Genomic DNA, 22,127 nt, shown 5'->3' with positions numbered 1-22,127 from the left:
TTATAATCACCTTTAATAGTGTGCTTTAAACAAGAAGCTGCTGTGGCGAACTCTAGCGCCTTCTGATCATCACCTTCATAAGTTAATAGTCCATAGATAAGGCCTCCCATAAATGAATCGCCACCACCAACACGGTCTACGATGTGAGTAATGTCGTAATCGGCAGCTTTAAACAAGGTTTCCCCATCGTACAATACGCCCGACCAAGTATTGTGATTAGCATTAATAGATCCACGAAGAGTTGTAATTACCTTTTTAACACGTGGGTATTGTTTCATTATTTGTTGTGATACACTGCGGTAAGCTTCCGCTTCAATATGCCCACTGGTTACATCCATGCCCTCGGGATGTATACCCAATACCATGGCGGCGTCTTCTTCATTACCTAAAACGATATCACATCCTGCTACTAATTCAGGCATTACTTCGGATGCCAATTTGCCATACTTCCAAAGGTTTTTACGATAATTTAAATCGCACGACACGGTTACTCCTAAACGATTCGCTGCGTGAATAGCTTCTAAACAAGCATCGGCAGCTCCTTGCGAAACGGCAGGTGCAATACCTGTCCAATGAAAAAAGGCAGCATCTCTTAACACCTCATCCCATTTGACCATGCCTTTTTCTATACTTGAAAAGGAAGAATGAGCACGATCATAAACCACTTTACTGGCGCGTGCTACAGCTCCGGTCTCTAAAAAGTAGATACCCAAACGCTCGCCTCCATATAAGATCCGATTGGTATCAACACCATACTTACGTAACTCTTTCATGCAGGCATCACCCAGATCGTTTTTAGGTAATCGTGTTACTAATGATGCATCAATGCCATAATTGGCTAATGAATAAGCCACATTGGCTTCACCGCCCCCATAACACATCTCTAATTCTTTGGCCTGTGCAAATCGTTGATATCCGGGCGTTGATAATCGGAGCATGATCTCTCCGAATGTGATGACTTTTTTGGACATAATACTATATTTTTAAACTTAATCTTTACTTGATGATTGACGCCATTCCAAATTAACTAGAAAGACCTTTGTAATATTTAAGGTGCTATCTTTATACGGTACAACATAAATTGCGCCGACAACCACTCCATTTTATCACTCCAATGTTCAATCGTTGACATAAATATTGGTGGTAATTATTTCTTAATAAACTTATGTATTTCCGTAGCTCCATTAGTCAAAGTCAAGTGCAAACAATAAACACCATTGTTCAGATGTCCTACTTGTACACTTTTTTTACCTTCATTATCAGTAATTTTCACTCGTCCATCTAAAGAATAAACCGTTGATGTCACAAGCTCTAAATCGGATTGAATAAAAAGTTGATCCGAAACTGGATTAGGATATACTGCCGAATGTTTCACCTTGTCATCGTCAATACTATTTGAAAAATCAACAGCAAGGATATATCCTTTCCAGGAACCATCCTCAGCACTTACTTTAATCACAATATTGCCAGGAATAGATGCAGGATAAGAAATCTGTACTGTAGCCAACACTGAAACCGGAAAAGCTTCAACAACAGGCATCGCTTCAGAAGAATCAATTAACACGTCGTATTTTTCAATATCCTGATTAAAACCCGACAATGCCATCCTATTAACATTGATCGATGACAAATAAGCATTTCGTTCCTGAGCATAACCTGTCCATCGGATATTATCAATCGCCACAGCTGCCTTTGTAGCAGAAATATTTTTCACCCCTATAACAGCATCATCAGGAATAGTTAAATTATCAACACTTACCACATATTGCTCTGCTCCTGTATGTTTTTCGGTCTTTACCACCTGACCATTAATCTTTACCTCTATAGTACGCTCTTTACCTACGGCCCATTTGTCCAATGCATCAAAAGATAATGTACTAATACCTCCGGCTATAGGCTCTGACCACACACCATCAGTTGTATTATACGAATACACGGAGACACCTGTACCCAGGTGTGAATCACGCTTGCCGTGCACATACCAGATTATATTATTATTTCCAACATAAGACGTGTTCACCCAATCGTCTAACAGAAAATTTTCAAAATCCTCTAGGTTCTCCTGAGCGACATTAACTGATAATGTATAAACTGTTTTAGTTTCTTTGCTATTTGTAACTGTTATAGTAACATCACCTGGGTAGCTAGCCGGTTCTGAAATACTTACCTGATCTGCACTGTTCAGGGCTTCTGCAATAATAACAGGCGAGTGCGATTCAGGAATAGTTATACTTGTCGTTACCACATCTGGTGACCATCCATTAGGATTAGCACCGTCAATAAGCATGTTAGCCAATAGTGGAGCTCCCTCTTCTAATTCAATATTAACAGGCAAACCATGTATACAAGTAAAAGATAAGCGCGTAGTATTGCCTTCCCAACCTAGTACTTGACAATTAGCATTTGGAGCTACCAATGAATACCTGCCATTCAATACAATTTGCACTTCTCTTTCTTGAGCAATGGCATCGTGAACCAACGAAGCTGGCGCTTCCATATTTATGGCAGGATCCGACATTGATAATTTCAATGGCTGTTCATTTACATCCTTTACCATAACTAAACAAGGATAGTTGGTTTGTTTAATATGACTGTCTGAAATATTATCAGCCGCCTCGAACAAAACATAACCGGTTGTTTGGGAAACCTTATCCTTTACAATATGAGCAATGTTATCTTTACGCTTCACCTCATAAGGTGCAGTTGTTGGCAAAGCCATGTCTGCTTTAAAGGCATTAAGATCTGCTGATGATGTTTGAATCAACATGGCGTATTCGTATTCAGCATTGGTGGGTGCTTTGCCGTGATCAATCCATGCTGATGCAAAATCACCATTATTCACTGCCTTATTCTTATTATTACGCGACTCCTGATTAGCCTTCGAAATATTAACAGTCCCCATTGGCAGATAATAACCAATACCCTTTGTGTCTAGAATAGTTATAGGCGAAGCAACTGATTCTGTTCGTTGAAGTGGAAACTGGCTTAACTGCTCATCATTTAAACGAATTACATCGAAAGTATTGGCCAGGTGTGATTGAAATAAAGTAGTTTCGGTATTACGTTGACTATTGGAATTACTAATTCCACTTCCCAAAAGGATAATCCGATTATCGAAAGCAAAAACTGATTTTCGAGCTACAAAATCATCGGTATAATTGGTGTAATTGTTTTCATCCAATTTCATGCCCCAAATGCCATTATCCTCAAGTGAACAGGCTCCTGCAAACTCTTCGTTATGGGAACGTTCATTCAAATTTCCACCACTGTAATTGAGCTTATCATATGGTAAATGTATTGTAGTTGCTCCCGAAAAACGATTCCAATCCCAACCGTTTAAAACAAAACCACTCTCTTCTGCTGATACTGGATTACCAGACGCTAAAACCTGAACGGTTCCATAACTCTGATAACGGCCATAGCGATTATTAGAAGTATAAATTTCGGTACCCGTAACTATTTTATTAAAGCCTTTGGTAGCTACCAACCAGTTATCCCTACGATGCAAGTTTAAGGCAGCATAATTAATGCTTTTATTGCCTACCGGAACAATCGACGGGCGAACGCCCATACCTTGAAATTCAATATAAAGATCATCGGAAGAAGATGCCAGGCGCATGTATTGACCAGCTAATTCCTGATCAATAGGACTTGAGGCTTTAGCAAGATAACCCAATGCCTTTACAACTCCATTACTAAAATTTTGATTTAATGGGTGACGGCCAGAGATACTACTTACAAAAGAACGCTCATTTGCTGTCCACATATGAACTAACAAGCCCTTTTTAAAATTAGCTCTGGCTTCGCTTGATAAATTATACATTGTACCTCCAACATACCGAAGCACGTCGCCCAATCCAGAATAACCACCATTCAAATAACCTGCATAATGCATACCATGATGAAATCCAGATCCATCGGGTTTGATGCCACCTTTTGTTCCAACACTATGTTGCATAACGGCACTCACCCAATTAGAATATGCCTCCATATCTCGTGCCACCTCAGGCGAATCATCAGGCAATAATATAGCCATTAAGCGTCCAGACAATTTAGTATTCCAAGTATCTACAATACCTTGAAAATTTTCGACCCCAGGTGATTGACGCATTTCCTGAATACCGGTCCAATATTGTAACATTTCGATGGCAGGCTGTAGTTTATTATTCGTTTTAAGCATTTCTTTCATTAGAAAGATAGCTTTGGGGAAATTCCGGAATTGGTATCCATAATGATGATTTGTTCCTAAGCCACTACCTACAGCTAAACCCTGATCATATAACCAATCCAACATGTCGATAATCATTTGATCAAATCCCGCCTCTTGATTATGATGCCATGCCTTAGCCATATCGTAAATTAGGGCATCTAAATCATTCAGGCGTTTATCATTATTTGAAGCATCATATTCGTCGGCCGAAACAAATGCATTTCCTGTAATATTATCTCCATTTCGTTGAATATTAAGAGCAGCAAACTCATTGCGCATTGCTGTAATACGCGATGAAGAAGGGGCATTACCAATAATTGAAGAGCTTATTCGCGATCTGATTTCAGCAAAAGCAGCTGACTCTTCAGTTGTTACAGATGCCGGCAAGGCCGTTTCATATATATATGTTGAGTACCAGTGCCATAATGCTGCCCAATGATTGAGGTTCATATCAGGATTAATGTAGGGTAATTGAGCATCAGGCGTTACACGGTCGTGTACGCGCCCAGAAGGAAACTTCATGCGATCGAAATACAATACACCACCAGAACTTAATGTTGGCGCCTTTATATGCATTGTTGCTAAATTCTTATTGGCCTTGCTACCGTACATATCTTCATCAAAACGAATCCAACACGCACGCCAGCCTGTAAAGTTAAGGTGGTAATTAAAATGATACTGAACGGTATTTGATGCATCCTTATATTCGAACGTAAGATCAGCATCTTTTGCCACCTCATTATAAATCCAAAGCATCATACCGCCTTTGTACTCATGGCAAGCCGTAGCCATGCCCGATGGATTGTCAATACTAATTTGGGCACCAGGATTCCAATTCCATTTTACTGATTGCGTCCCCATCTTATAATGATCAGGCGAGATGGAAAGAGTACTACCTGTCCAGTTTGAAGGCACGGAACCTTCAAGACCCAAATAGTTTTGAGCCGACAATAAAAGTGTGAAGAGCAGGAAAAATATTGACAGCGTCGTTTTCATCCGATAATATTCTTTAGTATTTTTTCAGGTCGGCACTTTTCAAAGAAAAGAACTACAACATTTATTAAATTTAAAAAAAGCCCTGCGTAGACAAGGCTTTAATTACACTACATTCAGTGTATAAACAATTCTTATTTTTTCAGCATCTTAGCTGTCTTTATTACACCTGAATCTAACTTCATTTGTAAGAAATACACACCTGACTGTAATTCTGAAACATCAACCATTCCATTAATATTATTGATAGACTTAACTTTACCACCATTAATATTATAAATCTCTACAGCATCAACTCTTTCGCTTAAATTAATAACACTATAAGCTGGGTTCGGTGAAAACAAAGCGCCATCAATTTCAACATCTCCAATAGCTGTAGGAGTATCACTATAAGTAAACCTCACTTCACAAACTCTCCACAAACCTGGTCTATCAACACCTGGCTCAGTTTTATCAACAACACCAGCCTGCGTTACCTGATACCTAAACGCCAAAACTAAATTAGTTGCAGCTTTCCACGAATTTAGATTCAAAGTAGATTTTGTCCAATTTCCATCATAGGTAACATCATCATCAAACTTATCCACCTGACTCGTAACATCAGTCCAAGTAGCTGTTGTAGGATCTCCAGCATAATTCTCAGATAACAAAACGGTAAAAACAGAATTGTTTGCGAGAGCATATTGAGCTTTATTAAAAAACGTCAACTTAAAATGCTTACTTTGAGGATGAACAGATAAATCAACCGCATCAATGACAGCATAGGTATCTGTTATATCATAAGCAGCATCTACTCCTCCATACCCTTTACTAGATAACATAGTTTGATTTCCAGTTCTAGTATAGCCCAGTTCGCTTTCAGCAGGTAAACCCGTAGTTCCTCGCTTCCACAGATCAGCCTCGGCAGATCCAATAAGAACATGATTTTTAGTAAATCCTTTATTTGTATCATATTGTAAATCTGGATAAAAAATCTCGACCTCTTGGGCAAACACTACACCTACATAAAACAAAACAATACCTAATAGTAAAAATTTCTTCATAATAACATAGATTTAATTGTTAATTTAATTTGTTTCAAAAATATTCACTTCTGGCCTATCCAACGGACTGAATTGTTCAAAACAAGGGTCAATATTGTTCACTTGCCTATTAAATAAACCTCTACATCCAACTGTTTAACTGAACATTAAAAAGGCGCACACAAATTTATATTCGAGTGCACCTTACCTATTCTAACTTTATTTGAAATTAATAATTACCTGACTGGTTAATGCCACTTTTTAGATTCATTGTGCTAATGTCATTGTTAAACACGCCACCTCCAGCGGCATTAAAATCGCCCACTACCAAACTTCCAAATGAAGCTTTAATGGTACCATTTGACAATTCGTTATTAGCGATTCGAATGGACAACTCACTACCATCAGGCGTATTGCGCCAATAACCAATTCCATGGTATAAATCATTTGCTGGGCCAGCTACGTTAATAAAATTATTTTCAACAATTACATTATTCAAGTATGGTTGAGTGCTATGCTTGTATGTATATAGCAATATCCCTGATGTGTTCATTACATTATCTTGAATAAGCAACTCATCGCCATTTCGAGCCTTTATTGCTCCACCCGAGGCGTCAGCTGGCCAACCTGAAATGGTGTTGCCAATAATTTGTAAAGCATGAAAACTATGGCAATACATGCCATGATCTGTCTCAGCTTTATTAACCCACGATTCAATGCGGTGAACCTGATTATTGGCAATGTATGATTCGGCACTGTTATCGTTAATGGCCGTTGTAAAGTAACCCGTTGCTCCACCATCACCAAAGGTATTATTGGTAATACTAACCGCCGTTGATTTAGCATTGTACACTCCTCGTCCACTATTTCCTTCACGGCGCGAAAAAGTACAAGCATCAATCAAGCCTTCTTCAACTCTTAAAAAGTGCACATAGGCATCCTTAAGATACTTCTTGTCTGTTCCAGCCATGCGAACACCATGATCGAAAATACAATTTACGAACTGTACATTTACCGCATCTGCTATTCTGAATCGAATATTATGAAATTCAATACCGTCAACAACACAATTATCAAAGCCACTAGAGTAATACATTTCTAACAACCGACTGGTATTACCTGTGGCATCAAAAACAGGTGTCGACGACACATTCTTAAGCGTTATCCCATTTTTAAATTTCAATTTTCCATTAATGACATAGGTTCCAGGTTCCACCCATACCGTTTGACCTGATGATGCTGAAGATATAACACTATTTATTTGTGCCATATCCATACCTGTTTCAATAGTTAAATTAGAAATCGACTTTAATTGAACTTCTTTCTCTGGAACAATAGTTACAGTAGCTTGATCGCAACTTAGGTTAATTAGAGCAAAGGCCAATAAGCATAAATACATTGTTTTCATTTTAAGATTTTTTAAATTTCTGATTTAGGTATATTTTAGTTTTTAGAAGAGGTTAACATTAATTATTTTTCTTATTCGACCAACATACTCCACTCACCAATATCATCTGAATCAAAAATACACTTTACCCAACACCCAATAGGCTAATATTATTCGCTTTACCTCCAAAATAAACCAATAAAAAAGGCCCCCATAAGGGAGCCTTTTAAAGCAATAAAATATCGAACTCTAATTTTGCCATTCAGCATGTTGTTCCAACAATGCATTCATAGTAGTTTCTTGTAATGGATAAGGCAAAACAGTATGCTTTGCAGGATCAAAATTTTCGCCGGCACGCTTGAATGTAGCCTTTTGTTTAACATTACCATTAGATGCGTCAATCATAACAGCTAATTCATCCAGAGTCTCACCTAAGATACCCCAACGAATTAAGTCATGCTTACGCAAACCTTCAAAACAAAGCTCTCTTGAGCGCTCATTTTGAATTTCTTTTAAGAAAGCTGTTTTATCACTCACCAATGACGGATCAATTGTACCTATGCCAGCACGTACTCTTACCATATCTAAATAAGAAATTGCAGCAGAAGGTCCATTCACTTCATTCTCAGCTTCTGCTTTCATCAATAGCACATCTGCAAAACGAAGGATTGGATAATTAATACCGGTAAAATTCTTATCTGGAATACCAACATCTTCCAATACAACATACTCACCATCACCACCAACAACATTTCCTGTACTTATCATATCCCAACGGCGGAATTTACCAGGCCACTGCGCCAATTGGTTAGAAGTGGTAGCTATTTTACCCAATTTACCAGTACACTGAAAATTAGCTACATTCCAGTCTTTACGCTCATCTGCATCTTCATAAGCATTTATGAGCTTAACACCTACTTGCATCATTGCATAACAGTGAGGTGTTCCACCCCCTTTAGGGAAATATGAAAAGCGAATACCATTGATTTGTCCAATACGTCCATCTTCACGAATCCCTTGCTCACGAAGCATTCCAAACTCTACTTCGAACAATGACTCTTGTGGGTCATAACCATTTTGAATATAACTCAAAAAATGTTCTTTATAAGACCCATTTAACTGATGCCAGCCATCATTTAAGATCACATCGCAATGCTCAATTGCTTTAGCATACTTATCAGTTTGATTCAGTGGCTGACCAGCCATCGTCAAGTAAACACGCGCTAACAAACCATGTGCAGCCATTTTGTTGGCATGTCCATTCTCTTCCATGTCCTTTGAATGTTTCAAGTTAGCCGCAGCAAACTCCAAATCTTTAATGATTTGAGCATAAACATCTTCACGCGAAGAAGCTGCTAAGTTATTAGCGTTAATATCTTCGGTAGGTGTGATACGTAACGGCACTGGCCCCCACCAACGAACAAGATCAAGGTAATAAAGTGCTCTCATAAAATGAGCTTCCCCCATAAACTGCGCACGCTCTTCGTCTGTCAGACCAGGCGTATCCGGCACTTTTGAAATAAATACATTAGCTGCATCAATTCCCTTATACAACTGTAGCCATACATTTTTCAAATCAGAAGTTGCAGATGAGTGCATATACAATGCCTGCGCCCATTTAGTATTGGTACGATTATAAAGCATTTCATCCGTCCCACCTTCAAATTTCGCAGGAATCATTTGACCGTAAAGTTCGCCCCTATTACCCAAATAACTGTAAATACCAGCTAATCCAAGTTTAACATCGCTTTTACTTTCATAAAAACTTTCAGTAACCCAACTTGACTTAGGTTTAACGGTCAAAAAATCTTCACAAGCTGTACCACCCAACACAATGGATGCGAACATTATAAAGAATAAAATATTTTTATTTATTGTCTTCATTATTAATTATTTTTGACATCCAAAAAATTAAAACTTCAATTCAATACCGCCACTAATCGTAGCACTGATTGGATAAGCTGAATAATCTAATCCAGGTGTTAAGGCGCCATATCTTCCAACAGAAACTTCCGGATCATAACCTGAATATTTAGTCCAAGTCAACAAGTTTTGACCTGCCACATATATACGACATTTTTTAATTCGCAATTGACTAAGCATTTTAGGCCCAAAAGAGTAACCAAACGATATTGTTTTTAAGCGAATATATGATCCATCCTCGATTACACGATCAGAAACCAAATTACCATCCTGAGCACCACCTTCAACACCATTAAATCTGATTGCGTGAACTTCATTTGATGGATTATTAGGTGTCCAACGATTGGCTACAGGGGCTAGTGCGTTATAATCATCAATTAAAATACCAGGACTTTCAAACATGATACGATTGGCATTCAATATGTCATTTCCATAACTCCACTGGAAGAATACCTGTAGATCAAAATTTTTGTACTGGAAGTCATTAGTAAAACCACCAAAATGTTTTGGATGAGGGTTACCAATCACCACACGGTCTAATTCATTAATTGTTCCATTTCCATCCTGATCGATGTATTTAATACTACCTGGAGCTACTCCACGCCCATTATCAGGAATACCATCTTTAAGAATATACTTATTACTGACTGCATCATAATTAAAATCGTCCATTTGATAAACACCATCATAACGCAATCCATACATCATACCAACCGGTTCGCCTACTTTGGTAATATACTGATGCTCTGTAAAGCGGAAATACCAGTTCGGATTTGTATATAAAGCATCTTGACCAGAGTTAAGCGCAATTGTTTTATTCTTATTGAATGAGATATTAAATGAACTACTCCACTTAAAATTTCTTCTTTGCACATTTACTGTGTTCAAGGTAAATTCAAAACCACTGTTTTCAACTTCTCCAACATTCTGAACCAATGAACCATATCCTGTACTCGGTGACATATCAGCGTTTAGCAACAAATCAGTAGTATTCTTCTTGTAATAATCAGCTGTAGCGGTAATGCGATTGTTTACAAAGCCAAGATCCAAACCTACATTAATTTGTGCAGTGGTTTCCCATTTTAAATCAGATGAAGCCAGGTTTTGATGATAGATACCCAGATTATATTGATTATTGAAATTGTAACCACTATATTCATTATAGTCTAATTGTGAATAAGCTGCAAAATCACTAATTCGGTTATTACCTGTTATACCCCAACCACCTCTTACTTTTAGATTTGAAAAAGCATTCAAATTGCGAATAAAATCTTCTTCAATTAGGCGCCAAGCAACAGCAGCTGATGGGAAATATCCCCAACGATTATCAGCATTAAATTTAGAAGAACCATCTGCACGATAGTTAAGTGTTACAAGATATTTACCTTTATATCCATAATTTAAACTACCAAATGCAGATACCATGGTGTTTCCTCCTGCATACGATTCAGGTGCATCAGGCAAAAGACCAATCTCTAACTTATCGGTTCCAAAATCATCAAAAGGCATCTCCTTATTCTTCGCTCTAAAATATTCGCTATCTCGCTTCTGTGCCTCAAAACCACCCATTGCCGTAATCTTATGACTTGAAGCAAGAGTTTTCTTGTAAGTCAAGGTATTAGAGGTTAACATCATTTGATTACGACGATCTGTTAAAGTCCCATTAATTCCATCAATACCACGTGTTCCTTGATAGGTATCTTCCATAAAGAATAAAGACTCTTTACGATTATCAATTTGGTAGCTTCCTGTTAGGCGTAAACGTAGGCCTTTTATAATATCATAATTTAAATATAGATTCCCACGCACCACATCTTGGCGTGTATAACGATCTGTATTTTCTAATGTTTTGACTGGATTCCAACGCAAATCATTAGGATCCTCTGTATCTAAACCATCATCACGCCCATCATCCACTATTGGGCTTACCGGTCTAAAAGTAATGGCATCACGAATAATACTATTTCTATTATTTCCTGAGATATTTAAACCAGAACGTTTGATATATGAATAGTTGATGTATCCACCCATTTGCACTTTCTTGTTAATGCGGTGGTTGAATTTGAAATTGTTGTTAATTTTATTAAAACCTGTGTTTAACAAGGTTCCATCCTGATCAACAAAATCAATTGAATAAGCAAAGTTTGTTGTTTTGTTACCACTACGAATTGACAAGTTATGATTTTGCATCCATGCCTGATTCATAATCTCATCCTGCCAACTCACTGGCGATTCACCTCTGGCAGCCATTGCTTCATCAGTGTACAACGCAGGATCTTGCCAAAATTCATTAAAATTATCAAGATACGTTCCGCCTTTTTGTGTATTAACTTCTTCCAATAAGGTTACATACTGATAGGGATTCATTACTTGCAAGCGACCTGGAATATATTGCAAAGCAGCAGAAGAGTTTAGTGAAACTTCAGTAGTCCCGTCTTCCTTACCATCTTTCGTAGTTATCAAAATAACACCGTTTGCACCTCGAGATCCATAAATTGCAGAAGCAGATGCATCTTTAAGCACATCAAAGTCTTTAATATCATGTGAACTGATACTCGCAGGATCGAAATCTTCCATTGGAATACCATCGATCACATATAAAGGTGAGTTATCACCTGTAATAGAGTTTCCGCCACGAATGACAATATTTAATCCTTCACCGGGTGTTCCATCTGCCGCTGACACCTGAACGCCAGCTACACGTCCTGCCAAAGCCTGATCGTAGTTAGTTACCGGGCTCTTTACTAGATCACTGGCCTTAACTTGAGCCACAGCACCAGTTACATCCTTTTTCCGAACGGTGTTATAACCAACAGCTACAACCTCATCGATTAATTCCACCTCCGGCTGCATCATTACATCAATTTCATTACGCTTTCCAACAGTTTCTTCTTTGGTCAGATAACCGATAAAGGAATAAATAAGAACAGCATTGTTGTTTTTTACTTCAAGATGATATGATCCTTCCATATCCGTTATTGTTCCGTTCATGGTGCCTTTAATCATTACATTAACACCAGGAATAGATTCACCTTTCTCGTCAACAACAGTACCAGTCAATGCCTTTTGAGCAAATGCGGCTTGTGCCATTATGAGTAAAAGTGATATTATAGGAATAATCTTTTTCATTTTTTTTTATTTAGAGAAAAAATCATTAATTAAAATTGCTTATAAGATAACTTAAGGCTCAAGTGGTTTCTCACTTATTTCCATTTCGAAACCTCCTTTAAATGCAACTGTTCCATTAGTTGTTTCTACATTTATATCTAAAGAATAAACCTCAATACCTAATGGATTATTCAAATCAAGCATTATAATACCTGTTGAATCAGCGATAGAGAACAACGCTAATGTTTCTGCATCAAGCTCAGCAGCGCTTGTTCGACCACTTGTAATTGAGAAAGTAGGCTTTTTGCCAAAAGTAGACACCGTAGGCTGTCCACTTGTAAATTTAGCGCCTGGGTAAATGTTAATAATTTGGGAATACTTTAAGTCACTTGGTGGTAAGTCAGAGAATTGATTTACCTCAAAAGTATCCTCTGTACATGCGACAAATAAACATGCCAACATAACGACAATACCTAAACTTGCTTTTTTCATATACTTTTTTTTTACAAGAATTTCACACTCTTTAACAATGCAAATATATCCTACAGCTCAAACCAAGGCGTGCAAAATCATTCATAAAAGGGTTTATTTTGTTCAAACATGAACTTCTATTAGATTAATATTTTATTATCACTCATTTCAAAACTCATCAATAACATTGTATTTCATGTACAAAAAACAAATCACCATATAAATGGAGCCAAACCTAATAAAAAAATGAAATTCAATTCTTAACCACACACTGTTAATATTTATGTTTTAAAACAGCCATAAATATGTCTTCGCATAATAAACACCATATTAGAAAGCAAAATACACTATAAAAACTGTACAATTCTATACTTGCAGTGAACAATAGTTGCACGATCAAAATAGTAAACAACGTATTTTTGTATTTCAACTATTTTTCAAAAATGAAACAAATACTTACTACATTTTCAAGATTCATTCGCATCTCTTTTTTAATTATTTTAACATCCTGCGCTAATACTAGTCCAACTATATTTATTGGTGACTTATCTCGTAAAGGGAACTTATTAATTCATGAAACCTTTAACAAAAACATGGATAATTGGATTGTAGAACAAGGCAAAGGGGGTACAGTTAAGCTCATCAATGGAAAAATGGATATTGATGATGCCAATGGCTGTACTATTTGGTTTAAGAATAAACTAGACGGGAACATTATGATAGAGTACGATGCGGTTGTAATTGAAAGCGATGGAGCTAATGATCGAGTTTCAGACCTTAATTGTTTTTGGATGGCCAATGACCCTAAGAGCGTAGATTTCTTTGCCAATTCGGCCAATCGAAATGGCAAATTTCAGAATTATCACAACTTACAATTGTACTATGTTGGACTTGGTGGCCATAACAATACAAAAACACGCTTCAGACGGTATGCTGGAGGTGGCGAACGACCTTGTTTACCAGAACATGACTTAGATGATGTAAAATATCTAATTACTGCAAACCAAGTTAATGCCATTCGAATTATCGTTTACAATGATCATGTTCAGTATTATCGAAATGGTGAATTGATTTATGATTTTAAAGACAGGTCACCATACTCCAGTGGATTTTTTGGCATTAGAACCTATAAAAACCATATGACGATAGATAATTTTAAAGTATACCAACTAAAATAACATAAACGTTTTAACGTATGCCTATTCACTTAAAAACACTTCGATGAACTCATTAAAATCCATTTTAAAACTTGGAATAGTTTTATTTGCCGTCTTTACACTGGCGGCCTGCAGTATACATAAAAAAGGAAAAATCAACAAAAAACCCAATATCCTATTTATCATTACCGATGATCAGGGTTATGCTGACTATAGTGCTTATGGTGGCGCCCCTGATGTACATACACCTCATCTTGACAATTTGGCTAAGAATGGCGTTCGCTTTACCAATGCATATGTGTCCATGTCAGTATGTAGTCCTTCACGTATGGCAATGCTCACCGGTCGTCAGCAGCAACGTTGGGGCGTATATAATTATGGCGCCAACTTCCCTGATAGTGAAATAACATTGGCAGAACAACTCAAGGCTAACGGTTATCAAACGGGCATGGTTGGTAAAACACATTACGGTCCGGTTACCGGTCCTGGCCATAAAGGCTTTCCTACTTCTCACGGCTTTGATTATTTCTTTGGAAAAGAAGGAGGCACTATGGATTACATTCGTCACAAAGCAAGCGACAGAGAAGGCTTCACTACCAAAATGGCTAATCATCTGGGCATTGGACCTTTTTGGAATAACGACGAACAAGTAGATTTGGAAGGTTATTCAACCGATATTATTTTGGATAAGTCTTTACAATATATCGATGATAACAAGGATAATCCGTTCTTTTTAATGGTATCGTTCAATGCCGTTCATTTGTTTACCCACCAAATACCGGAGGATGGTTTAAAAACCATGGGACTGAATATAGTACCTGATTGGGCCCCTGCAACTGGTGACTGGGATGCTTATTTAGAATGGTACGTCAACACTGTTGGACCAAATACGCCTGAAGGTCGCCCTCGCTATTTGTACCATCTTAACAAACTGGACAATGCCATTGGTGCTCTATCAAATAAACTAAAAGAATCTGGCATTGAGGACAATACCATCGTGCTTTTCATTTCAGATAATGGAGGTTCACCACGCACCTATGCTGACAATTCTCCATTAAAAGGTAATAAGTACATTCTTGAAGAAGGCGGCATTCGTGTTCCTTTTGTAATGAGCTGGCCTAATCATTTACCAGAAGGGCATGTTTATAAACAAACTGTGAGTGGCATGGATATCTATCCAACACTACATGCTGCATTGAATATAAACTTACCAGAAAAAAAACTGGATGGAAAGAACTTGATGCCTTACATCACCGGTAAAAATCAGAACAACCCACACGAATGGCTATTCTGGACAGGTTTTCATTTAACTGGAGAGCCTTTAGTTTACGGTGATCCAAATGGCGCTTTAGCGCGTCATGATCGAACTTACAATGGCGACAATACGGGCTGGGCTGTTCGCTTTCAAAACTGGAAATTACGCTATCAAGGACGCAGTGATACTTATGAATTATATAATTTAGATACTGATATCAGCGAGAAAAACAACTTAGCAGATCAACACCCTGAATTGGTTAAAAAAATGACCAAAGGCTTTTTCGATTGGCACGAAGAAATCAAAAAGGATCATAAGAATTACCAATTACCTGAATCGAGCGAGTTCTAAGAAAAATATTTAAGGCAATAAAAAGCTATGTCCATACATTCAGTATGCGGGTCAATAATATAGTTAGAAGAAGTAGGAATAAATGAATAAAATAGGGTCAACAAGTCACTTTTAGATTCAAAGTCATAATTCTAAATAGTAAAGACACCCAACATATACACCACATCGTATTTAAACGTAAAAAAACGAACCATTCCAACTCTATATAATTAACATAAAATGATGTACAAATGAGAAAAGTATTTTTAACGACAATTATTATATTTGCGTTTGGACTATACTCCAACGCGCAATCAAACTGGGAGTTAGGAGGCCGATTTGGTGATGACTTTGCACTTGATGTGACTATCCCATTATCGAAAGTGCCACGCCTACATGGTGCTCTGTATTTTGATGACAATATCTCCTTGGGCACATATTTTAACTGGACATTTGCCCTTGAGGAAACTCCGATCGGATTAAAATTTTACCCTGGCGTTGGACCAGAACTCTATTTCTCAGATGGATTAGATGTCGCAGCAGCGGGAGACTTTGGAGTAGAGTATTCATTCGACTTCCCACTGACCATTGGGCTTGATTGGCGGCCAAATTTTATGATTACAGATAACATGCGCTTCAACTCAGATAATTGGGGAGTCATCGCTCGCTTTAGGTTTGGTGAAGGTGTCAAATTTGTTAAATCGAATTAATCTTTAAAGTCATTCAAAAGAGATACTTGATTTACTAATAGTGCCTCCATTAATAAATGCAAAAAATTAAAAGCCTGTGCTAACAAAACACAGGCTTTTAAAAAACACTTTAACTTTAGAACCTGTCATTTAAGCCTAAATGAAGGTTCTTTCGGCTATTACTTCGCTATTAAAACAACACTTTGACTCAACCCATGCTGACAAACTATGCTCAACATCGTATTGCCATTGGTTAATATTTTTGTTAGCATCGCTTTATCTTCTGATTGCCATTCTCCTTCCAATTCTACTTCCAAAGTAGTTTCTTGACTTGAACTTGACCTCCATGGACGAGAATATATGCTTCGCTCCACTCGCTTTCCATCTTTGTAAATTTCATCCGCAGGACCAGAATACAAGGCTAAATCAGGATTAACAACATCCAGAACCAAACTAGCACCTTCTTGCTTGGACATGGCGATACAAGGGATATTTGTATTAACAATTAATCCTTCTGTATTATCCTTTGCTGCTTCAAAAAAGACATAGCCAGTTTGATTACTTTCTTCGTTGTAAACAATGTGTTTTTGAACCGATTTTTTTAACACTTGATAGCCTTTGTTTTTTGCTTTTTCTTTTACCATTTCAACAGTGGTAGAAGGAAGCACACAATAATGATAGCTGGCATCTTTAGGCGCTTTGCCATGCTGAATAACTGCTGCTGAAAAGTTACCCTCAGTTGGTTTTTCACTACTCTCATCACGAGATTGCTGAAGCCCCTTTTTTACATAGATATTTCCAGAAGGAATAATGTAGGCATTACCTTTGTTATCCATCATCCATGATGCTTGTGCCTCAAATTCTTTCTCATCTTCTGCAAACACAATATCGTCAACTACTAATTCTGGATCATCCTTTGCTATATGATTCTGAAACAGTACTGTTTCAGTTGGGTGTTCCTCATTCACATTTTCAATACCAGATCCCAAGCAAACAATCATATTATCAAAAAAGAAATAAGACTTTCGGGCTCTTAAACTTCCCTGATACTTATCATGTTCGTGAAGGATAAAAGCATAAACACCATTTTTATTTTGAGCATGAACACCTCCTGCAAAAGATTCATCAGAAAACAACATTTCTTCGTAACCCGAATATTGATCCACATTAAGAATATTCGCTCTTAAATCATCAATTGGTAAATTAATAACGGTTGTTCCCGGAAAACGATTCCAATCCCAACCATTTTGCACAAAACCACTTGATGTTTGTGTTACCGGATCACCAGCTCCCATTACCTGCAGTTGACCGTGTGCCAGATAACGTCCATAGAGATTCGCACTCAAATATTGTTCCGAAGCCCATAGGTAACGCGAATGACCACGTACCGAAACCGACCAATTATCACGACGGTGAATTGAAGAACAAGCATAAGGCATTGTAATATGTCCAGTTGGCGTTGGCTCTGCAACAATGTCTTCTTTTTTAAAGGCCTTGACAAAACTCGCTTTTTTTCCACCTGCCAAACGAAGGTAAGCGGCTGCTAATTCTTGATCAATTGCGCCTTTACCGTCAGGCGATCCGGCGTTAGCTAAAATAGCATAATGCTCAGGCACCAACTTGCCTTTTCCTTCGGGATGACGACCTGACATAGAGGTAGGCCAGTGCAGTTTATTACAATAAAAACGCATGGTCAATAAAGCTCGTTTTAAATTATTATGAGCCTCCTCACTAACCTGAAACGGCGTTGAACTCAAAAAATACACCATTCGTGTAGCTCCGGTCATTCCACCCGTAGCATAAGCAGGATAATGATTGGCATGATGATAAGATGAACCATCAATTTTAAAGGCATCGTTCAAACCGGGAGCAGGTAAAAGCCCATTATCTATCCAACGGGCAAAACAGTCCAGGTACTGCATTTTTTTAGGACTATCAGCCATTATCAAAATACTAGCCAAACGACCCATCACCTGAGTATTAAAGGCATCTATATCCATCCCATCTACTTCTGGCTGATGAAACACTTCACCCAGAGCAGCAAACCACTGCAAACCTTCTGTAGCCACTTCTAGTCTGTCGTTGTTTTCCAATACATCGCGCATTAAAAACAAAGCTCGGTAATAATTTCGCCAATTATAACCATAGTGATGAATGGTCCCCAAACCACTTCCGGCAGCAAAGCCCTGATCAAGCATATGGTCAAATAAATCAATAAAGATATTTTCTAAAGCTTGTTTTTGATTGATATCAAGGCTACTGGCGTGAGCACGAGCTACTTTCATCATAAAATCAAAATAGGCCTTTACATTCTGATGAGTTGCATTATAGAAGGTTTTAGCTTCCTTATGAGTTATGTGTGGAAAATATAATTCAGCATTACGTCCAAACCAAATAGGTAAGCCAATAATATGATCACCCTTACGCTTAATTCCGTAGCGCTCAAATTGCTTTTGCAATGAAGCAACCGTTTTATCACTTACATTCTGCTTTTTTAATATATCACTCTGAAAGCGTTCATTAATTTGCTTAAACGCTTTTTTATCCGTTTTCTGAAGAGCATCTGGCAATGCTATGTCAGGACTAGCCAAACTCGTCTTCTGTTGTATCAACCAGTGACTTTTTGTACCTGCATTAACAAAGGGCACTTGATTGTCAGGCGTATGATGTCTGCTATCAATATTCTGACACAGAAACATATGATCGATAAACAACTGTCCTTTTTGAACACTCTGAGGCGATTCTATACACAAGCGGTTCATTGTACTTTTAGGTTCACCTTGCATATCACGCTCATATGATACCCAAGCAGCCCGCCAGCCCTTGAAATTCAAACCGAAATCAAACTGACAATTATCCACCTCATTTGTTCCAAAAACAAAAGTAATATGATCATCAACTGGTTTTTCATTATACACCCACACCGCGAATGAAGGAATTGATTTATCTTCCCTATTAGGGTCAAAAGGTTTAAACCCAACTGCATGATTTAACGTAATTCCCCCTGCTTTCTTCCATGCCCATTGCATTGAGTGAGCACCGTGTTTATAATGCAGGTCACTTGTTGCAATCTTATGCCCTTTGCTTACAGTCCATTGCTTCTGGTTAAGGTTTTCAAATGACCACAAGGTTTCGTGTTGAAATTCCTGCCCCCTAAGCGAGTTGCAAAAACTATATATTGAAAGTACTGCCAGCAAGACGGCATGCTTTTTCTTGAATTGAATCTCTCGCATATTATATTAAAATTTAATTTGCTCTAAAAGTACATTCAAACCCAATATATAAATGTCACATCTGTTCAATCAATGACCAAATTTATTCACTAAACAAGTATGCAAACATCCAACTAAAGGCATTCAAACTGTTTGCAAATTCTTACGCATAAAAATCAGTAACCTAAACAATTCAAACGACATTGCATGCTGTATATAAAGTATAACCGAACGAAAAAGCTACTTATAATATACTGATACATTGCCTCTAAAAGCTATTTTATACATCTATAATAAAAAGCCTCTCATACAAATTACTATTTTTTCTATCTTAAGATTATTAAAGTGGTTTAGAGCAACTTTCTACCTAAGAAAATTATAAAAGATGGAAATTATAATTGTTTTAAACATTATTAATAGCTATTTATTTATCGGTAACCATTTTTTACCTTTGTGGCTGAAAGAAATTGTTTTTTTGAAAACGAATAAATTGAAATGAAATATACGCTTACAAAACTATCATATGAAATTCTAAAGATTGCCAATCGTGAGATTCCAAGGTCTATTTTCATAAAAGAAATTTCAGTTTTAATTAGAGATTGGTTAGAGTGTTCTGAACTAACACTATTACTTAAACTTCATAAAAGTGAAACACAATTTGAGTTAATAAATAACACAGATAAAGGTTTTGATTACAAAATCATAAACAAAGAAGACATATCAAATCAACTACCAGAGAAAGTAATTGATAATCTTTGGGAATCTATACTCACAGATAAATTTGAACATTCTTCAAGTTTTTTTACCAACAAAGGAACTTTTTGGACAATTAACTTTGGAAATTTTGTTATTCCTTATAGACAAAAGTTAGGAATAACAGCAAACAATAACAATGCAAAACAAAATGGTGATTACTCACTTCTAATCATACCTTTCTTGTATAGCAATGAGAGAGTAGGTTTATTCCAGCTAAAAGATGTAAAGCGTGAAATTTTTTCAAGTCTAGGTACTGACTTACTTGAGGATTTTGCACAAACATTAAGTGCTATATTAATAAATCAATACACTCAATCCCTTCTACTCGAACGCGTTAAAGAACTAGCATTCTTATACAAAATGTCGAACATCACCAAACAAAAGTCAATTTCACTTGAAGATATATTGCATCAAATTATTAAGTTAATACCTCCCACTTGGCAATATCCAGAAATAACACAAGCCAGAATAGTTTTAAACGGTATTGATTATACCAATGAACCAATTGGTAATTGTGAGCATAAATTAGCAGCTGATATTATTGTTGATGGTAATAAGTTAGGTGTAATAGAAGTAATATATTCTGAAAAATGCCCTAATATTGATGAAGGCCCATTTTTTAAGGAAGAACGCAGTTTGTTAAATAACATTGCAACGGAATTGGCAACAATTATTTACCAGAAGAATAATGGGTTAACGGTTTAAGTTTTTCTTTACAAATGAATAATCCTTGTGGATTGACTTACAATTCATAAGCAAAAGAACGTCGTTTCTTTTGCTACTCTAATTTGCAAACTTTTACATTTCCTTTATTTATGTAGATGCTTTAGTGAGTCCATTAAATTAGACATTTCAGCAAATGGTTTGTCATAGTGATTTAAGTATATATTGCTATGAAACTCGTTAATCTCACTCAATACAGATAAGGTTTTTTTCCACTTATTTGGACTAATACATGCCAGAAACATATTTCTAGCTTCATCCATTCTCCTATTTGCTCTATAAAGCACGTCTTCCCCTTCACTTGTTAAACAAAGTACTTTCGCTCTTTTATCTTGTTTGTCAGGTAATTCACTCAGGAGTTTGTTTTTTATCAATCGCCTAATTGTGTCCATTCCTGTTGTATATTCAACCAAGTGAATATTTATTAAATCAGTTTTCCTTGCTCTCTCAAGGTTTTCAATTGTGAATAAAAACAAATACTCTAATCGAGAGTTTAAAGGTAAATCTACAAGATACTTCCGAATATAAAATTCCTCAAAACGGGCTATCCGCAGTATGTACTCTTGAAAACGAGAATTTGGTTGCAGCTTACTGAGGTACTCTACTGTTTCAGGATGATAATGCAGCTTCTGGTTGTTCTCAAATTTAGTATTTGCTATATTTTCTTCCTTTATCTGATCAACAAGCCATTCTGAAAAATTTAATAAGTCATGCTGCTCATGAGCTTCACTTTCAAACGCTCCCCATAAATCAATAAGTTGTTTTATAACTCCGTAACTGTTTTCCATTCAACACATTTTTTTCTGACTTTTATTTTTTATAACGATTTCGACATATTATATATCTATAGCGATATATGGCACACTATTTGATGCGACAAATATAACGTTA

13 protein-coding genes are annotated in these 22,127 nt (G+C 37.0%); 4 read left to right on the top strand and 9 right to left on the bottom strand.

Annotated elements, in window-relative coordinates; genetic code table 11:
- The 7 genes from ACRD7B_RS03135 to ACRD7B_RS03105 form a co-directional block, all read right to left on the bottom strand.
- A partial coding sequence (locus ACRD7B_RS03135; protein WP_430823009.1) for a PfkB family carbohydrate kinase occupies nt 1-971 on the bottom strand: 971 nt, incomplete at its 3' end.
- 176 nt (nt 972-1,147) lie between these two features.
- Complete coding sequence (locus ACRD7B_RS03130; protein ID WP_430823008.1) at nt 1,148-5,206, bottom strand: chondroitinase family polysaccharide lyase; 4,059 nt, start codon at nt 5,204-5,206, stop codon at nt 1,148-1,150.
- 131 nt (nt 5,207-5,337) lie between these two features.
- Nucleotides 5,338-6,246, bottom strand: coding sequence for a T9SS type A sorting domain-containing protein (locus ACRD7B_RS03125; RefSeq protein WP_430823007.1), 909 nt, complete (start codon nt 6,244-6,246; stop codon nt 5,338-5,340).
- 208 nt (nt 6,247-6,454) lie between these two features.
- A complete protein-coding gene (locus ACRD7B_RS03120) occupies nt 6,455-7,633 on the bottom strand; it encodes a hypothetical protein (protein WP_430823006.1) in 1,179 nt (392 codons plus the stop codon).
- A 228-nt stretch (nt 7,634-7,861) separates the two neighbouring features.
- The gene (locus ACRD7B_RS03115; protein ID WP_430823005.1) at nt 7,862-9,496 is read right to left on the bottom strand and encodes a RagB/SusD family nutrient uptake outer membrane protein; all 1,635 of its coding nucleotides are present in this window, start codon (nt 9,494-9,496) and stop codon (nt 7,862-7,864) included.
- A gap of 27 nt (nt 9,497-9,523) precedes the next feature.
- The gene (locus tag ACRD7B_RS03110) at nt 9,524-12,664 is read right to left on the bottom strand and encodes a SusC/RagA family TonB-linked outer membrane protein (protein ID WP_430823004.1); all 3,141 of its coding nucleotides are present in this window, start codon (nt 12,662-12,664) and stop codon (nt 9,524-9,526) included.
- Nucleotides 12,665-12,715: 51 nt separating this feature from the next.
- The gene (locus ACRD7B_RS03105; RefSeq protein ID WP_430823003.1) at nt 12,716-13,135 is read right to left on the bottom strand and encodes a hypothetical protein; all 420 of its coding nucleotides are present in this window, start codon (nt 13,133-13,135) and stop codon (nt 12,716-12,718) included.
- A gap of 422 nt (nt 13,136-13,557) precedes the next feature.
- On the opposite strand from ACRD7B_RS03105, the gene ACRD7B_RS03100 reads away from it, so the two are divergent.
- The 3 genes from ACRD7B_RS03100 to ACRD7B_RS03090 all read left to right on the top strand — a co-directional run bounded on the left by ACRD7B_RS03100 (nt 13,558) and on the right by ACRD7B_RS03090 (nt 16,566).
- The gene (locus tag ACRD7B_RS03100) at nt 13,558-14,292 is read left to right on the top strand and encodes a DUF6250 domain-containing protein (RefSeq protein ID WP_430823002.1); all 735 of its coding nucleotides are present in this window, start codon (nt 13,558-13,560) and stop codon (nt 14,290-14,292) included.
- Between the two features lie 43 nt (nt 14,293-14,335).
- Nucleotides 14,336-15,877, top strand: a complete 1,542-nt coding sequence (locus ACRD7B_RS03095; RefSeq protein ID WP_430823001.1) for a sulfatase family protein — start codon at nt 14,336-14,338, stop codon at nt 15,875-15,877.
- A gap of 230 nt (nt 15,878-16,107) precedes the next feature.
- Nucleotides 16,108-16,566, top strand: a complete 459-nt coding sequence (locus ACRD7B_RS03090; RefSeq protein WP_430823000.1) for a hypothetical protein — start codon at nt 16,108-16,110, stop codon at nt 16,564-16,566.
- Nucleotides 16,567-16,724: 158 nt separating this feature from the next.
- On the opposite strand, the gene ACRD7B_RS03085 is transcribed toward ACRD7B_RS03090, so the two are convergent.
- A complete protein-coding gene (locus ACRD7B_RS03085) occupies nt 16,725-19,778 on the bottom strand; it encodes a chondroitinase family polysaccharide lyase (protein ID WP_430822999.1) in 3,054 nt (1,017 codons plus the stop codon).
- Nucleotides 19,779-20,252: 474 nt separating this feature from the next.
- On the opposite strand from ACRD7B_RS03085, the gene ACRD7B_RS03080 reads away from it, so the two are divergent.
- Complete coding sequence (locus tag ACRD7B_RS03080) at nt 20,253-21,218, top strand: hypothetical protein (RefSeq protein ID WP_430822998.1); 966 nt, start codon at nt 20,253-20,255, stop codon at nt 21,216-21,218.
- Nucleotides 21,219-21,322: 104 nt separating this feature from the next.
- Here ACRD7B_RS03080 and ACRD7B_RS03075 read toward each other — a convergent pair whose 3' ends face one another.
- Nucleotides 21,323-22,024, bottom strand: coding sequence for a MarR family winged helix-turn-helix transcriptional regulator (locus tag ACRD7B_RS03075; RefSeq protein ID WP_430822997.1), 702 nt, complete (start codon nt 22,022-22,024; stop codon nt 21,323-21,325).
- Nucleotides 22,025-22,127: the final 103 nt, after the last annotated feature.

The organism is Carboxylicivirga fragile (assembly GCF_050589805.1).
GTDB lineage: Bacteria > Bacteroidota > Bacteroidia > Bacteroidales > Marinilabiliaceae > Carboxylicivirga > Carboxylicivirga fragile.
The sequence above is the reverse complement of the archived record's forward strand: the minus strand, read 5'-3'. Positions and strand labels throughout refer to the sequence as shown.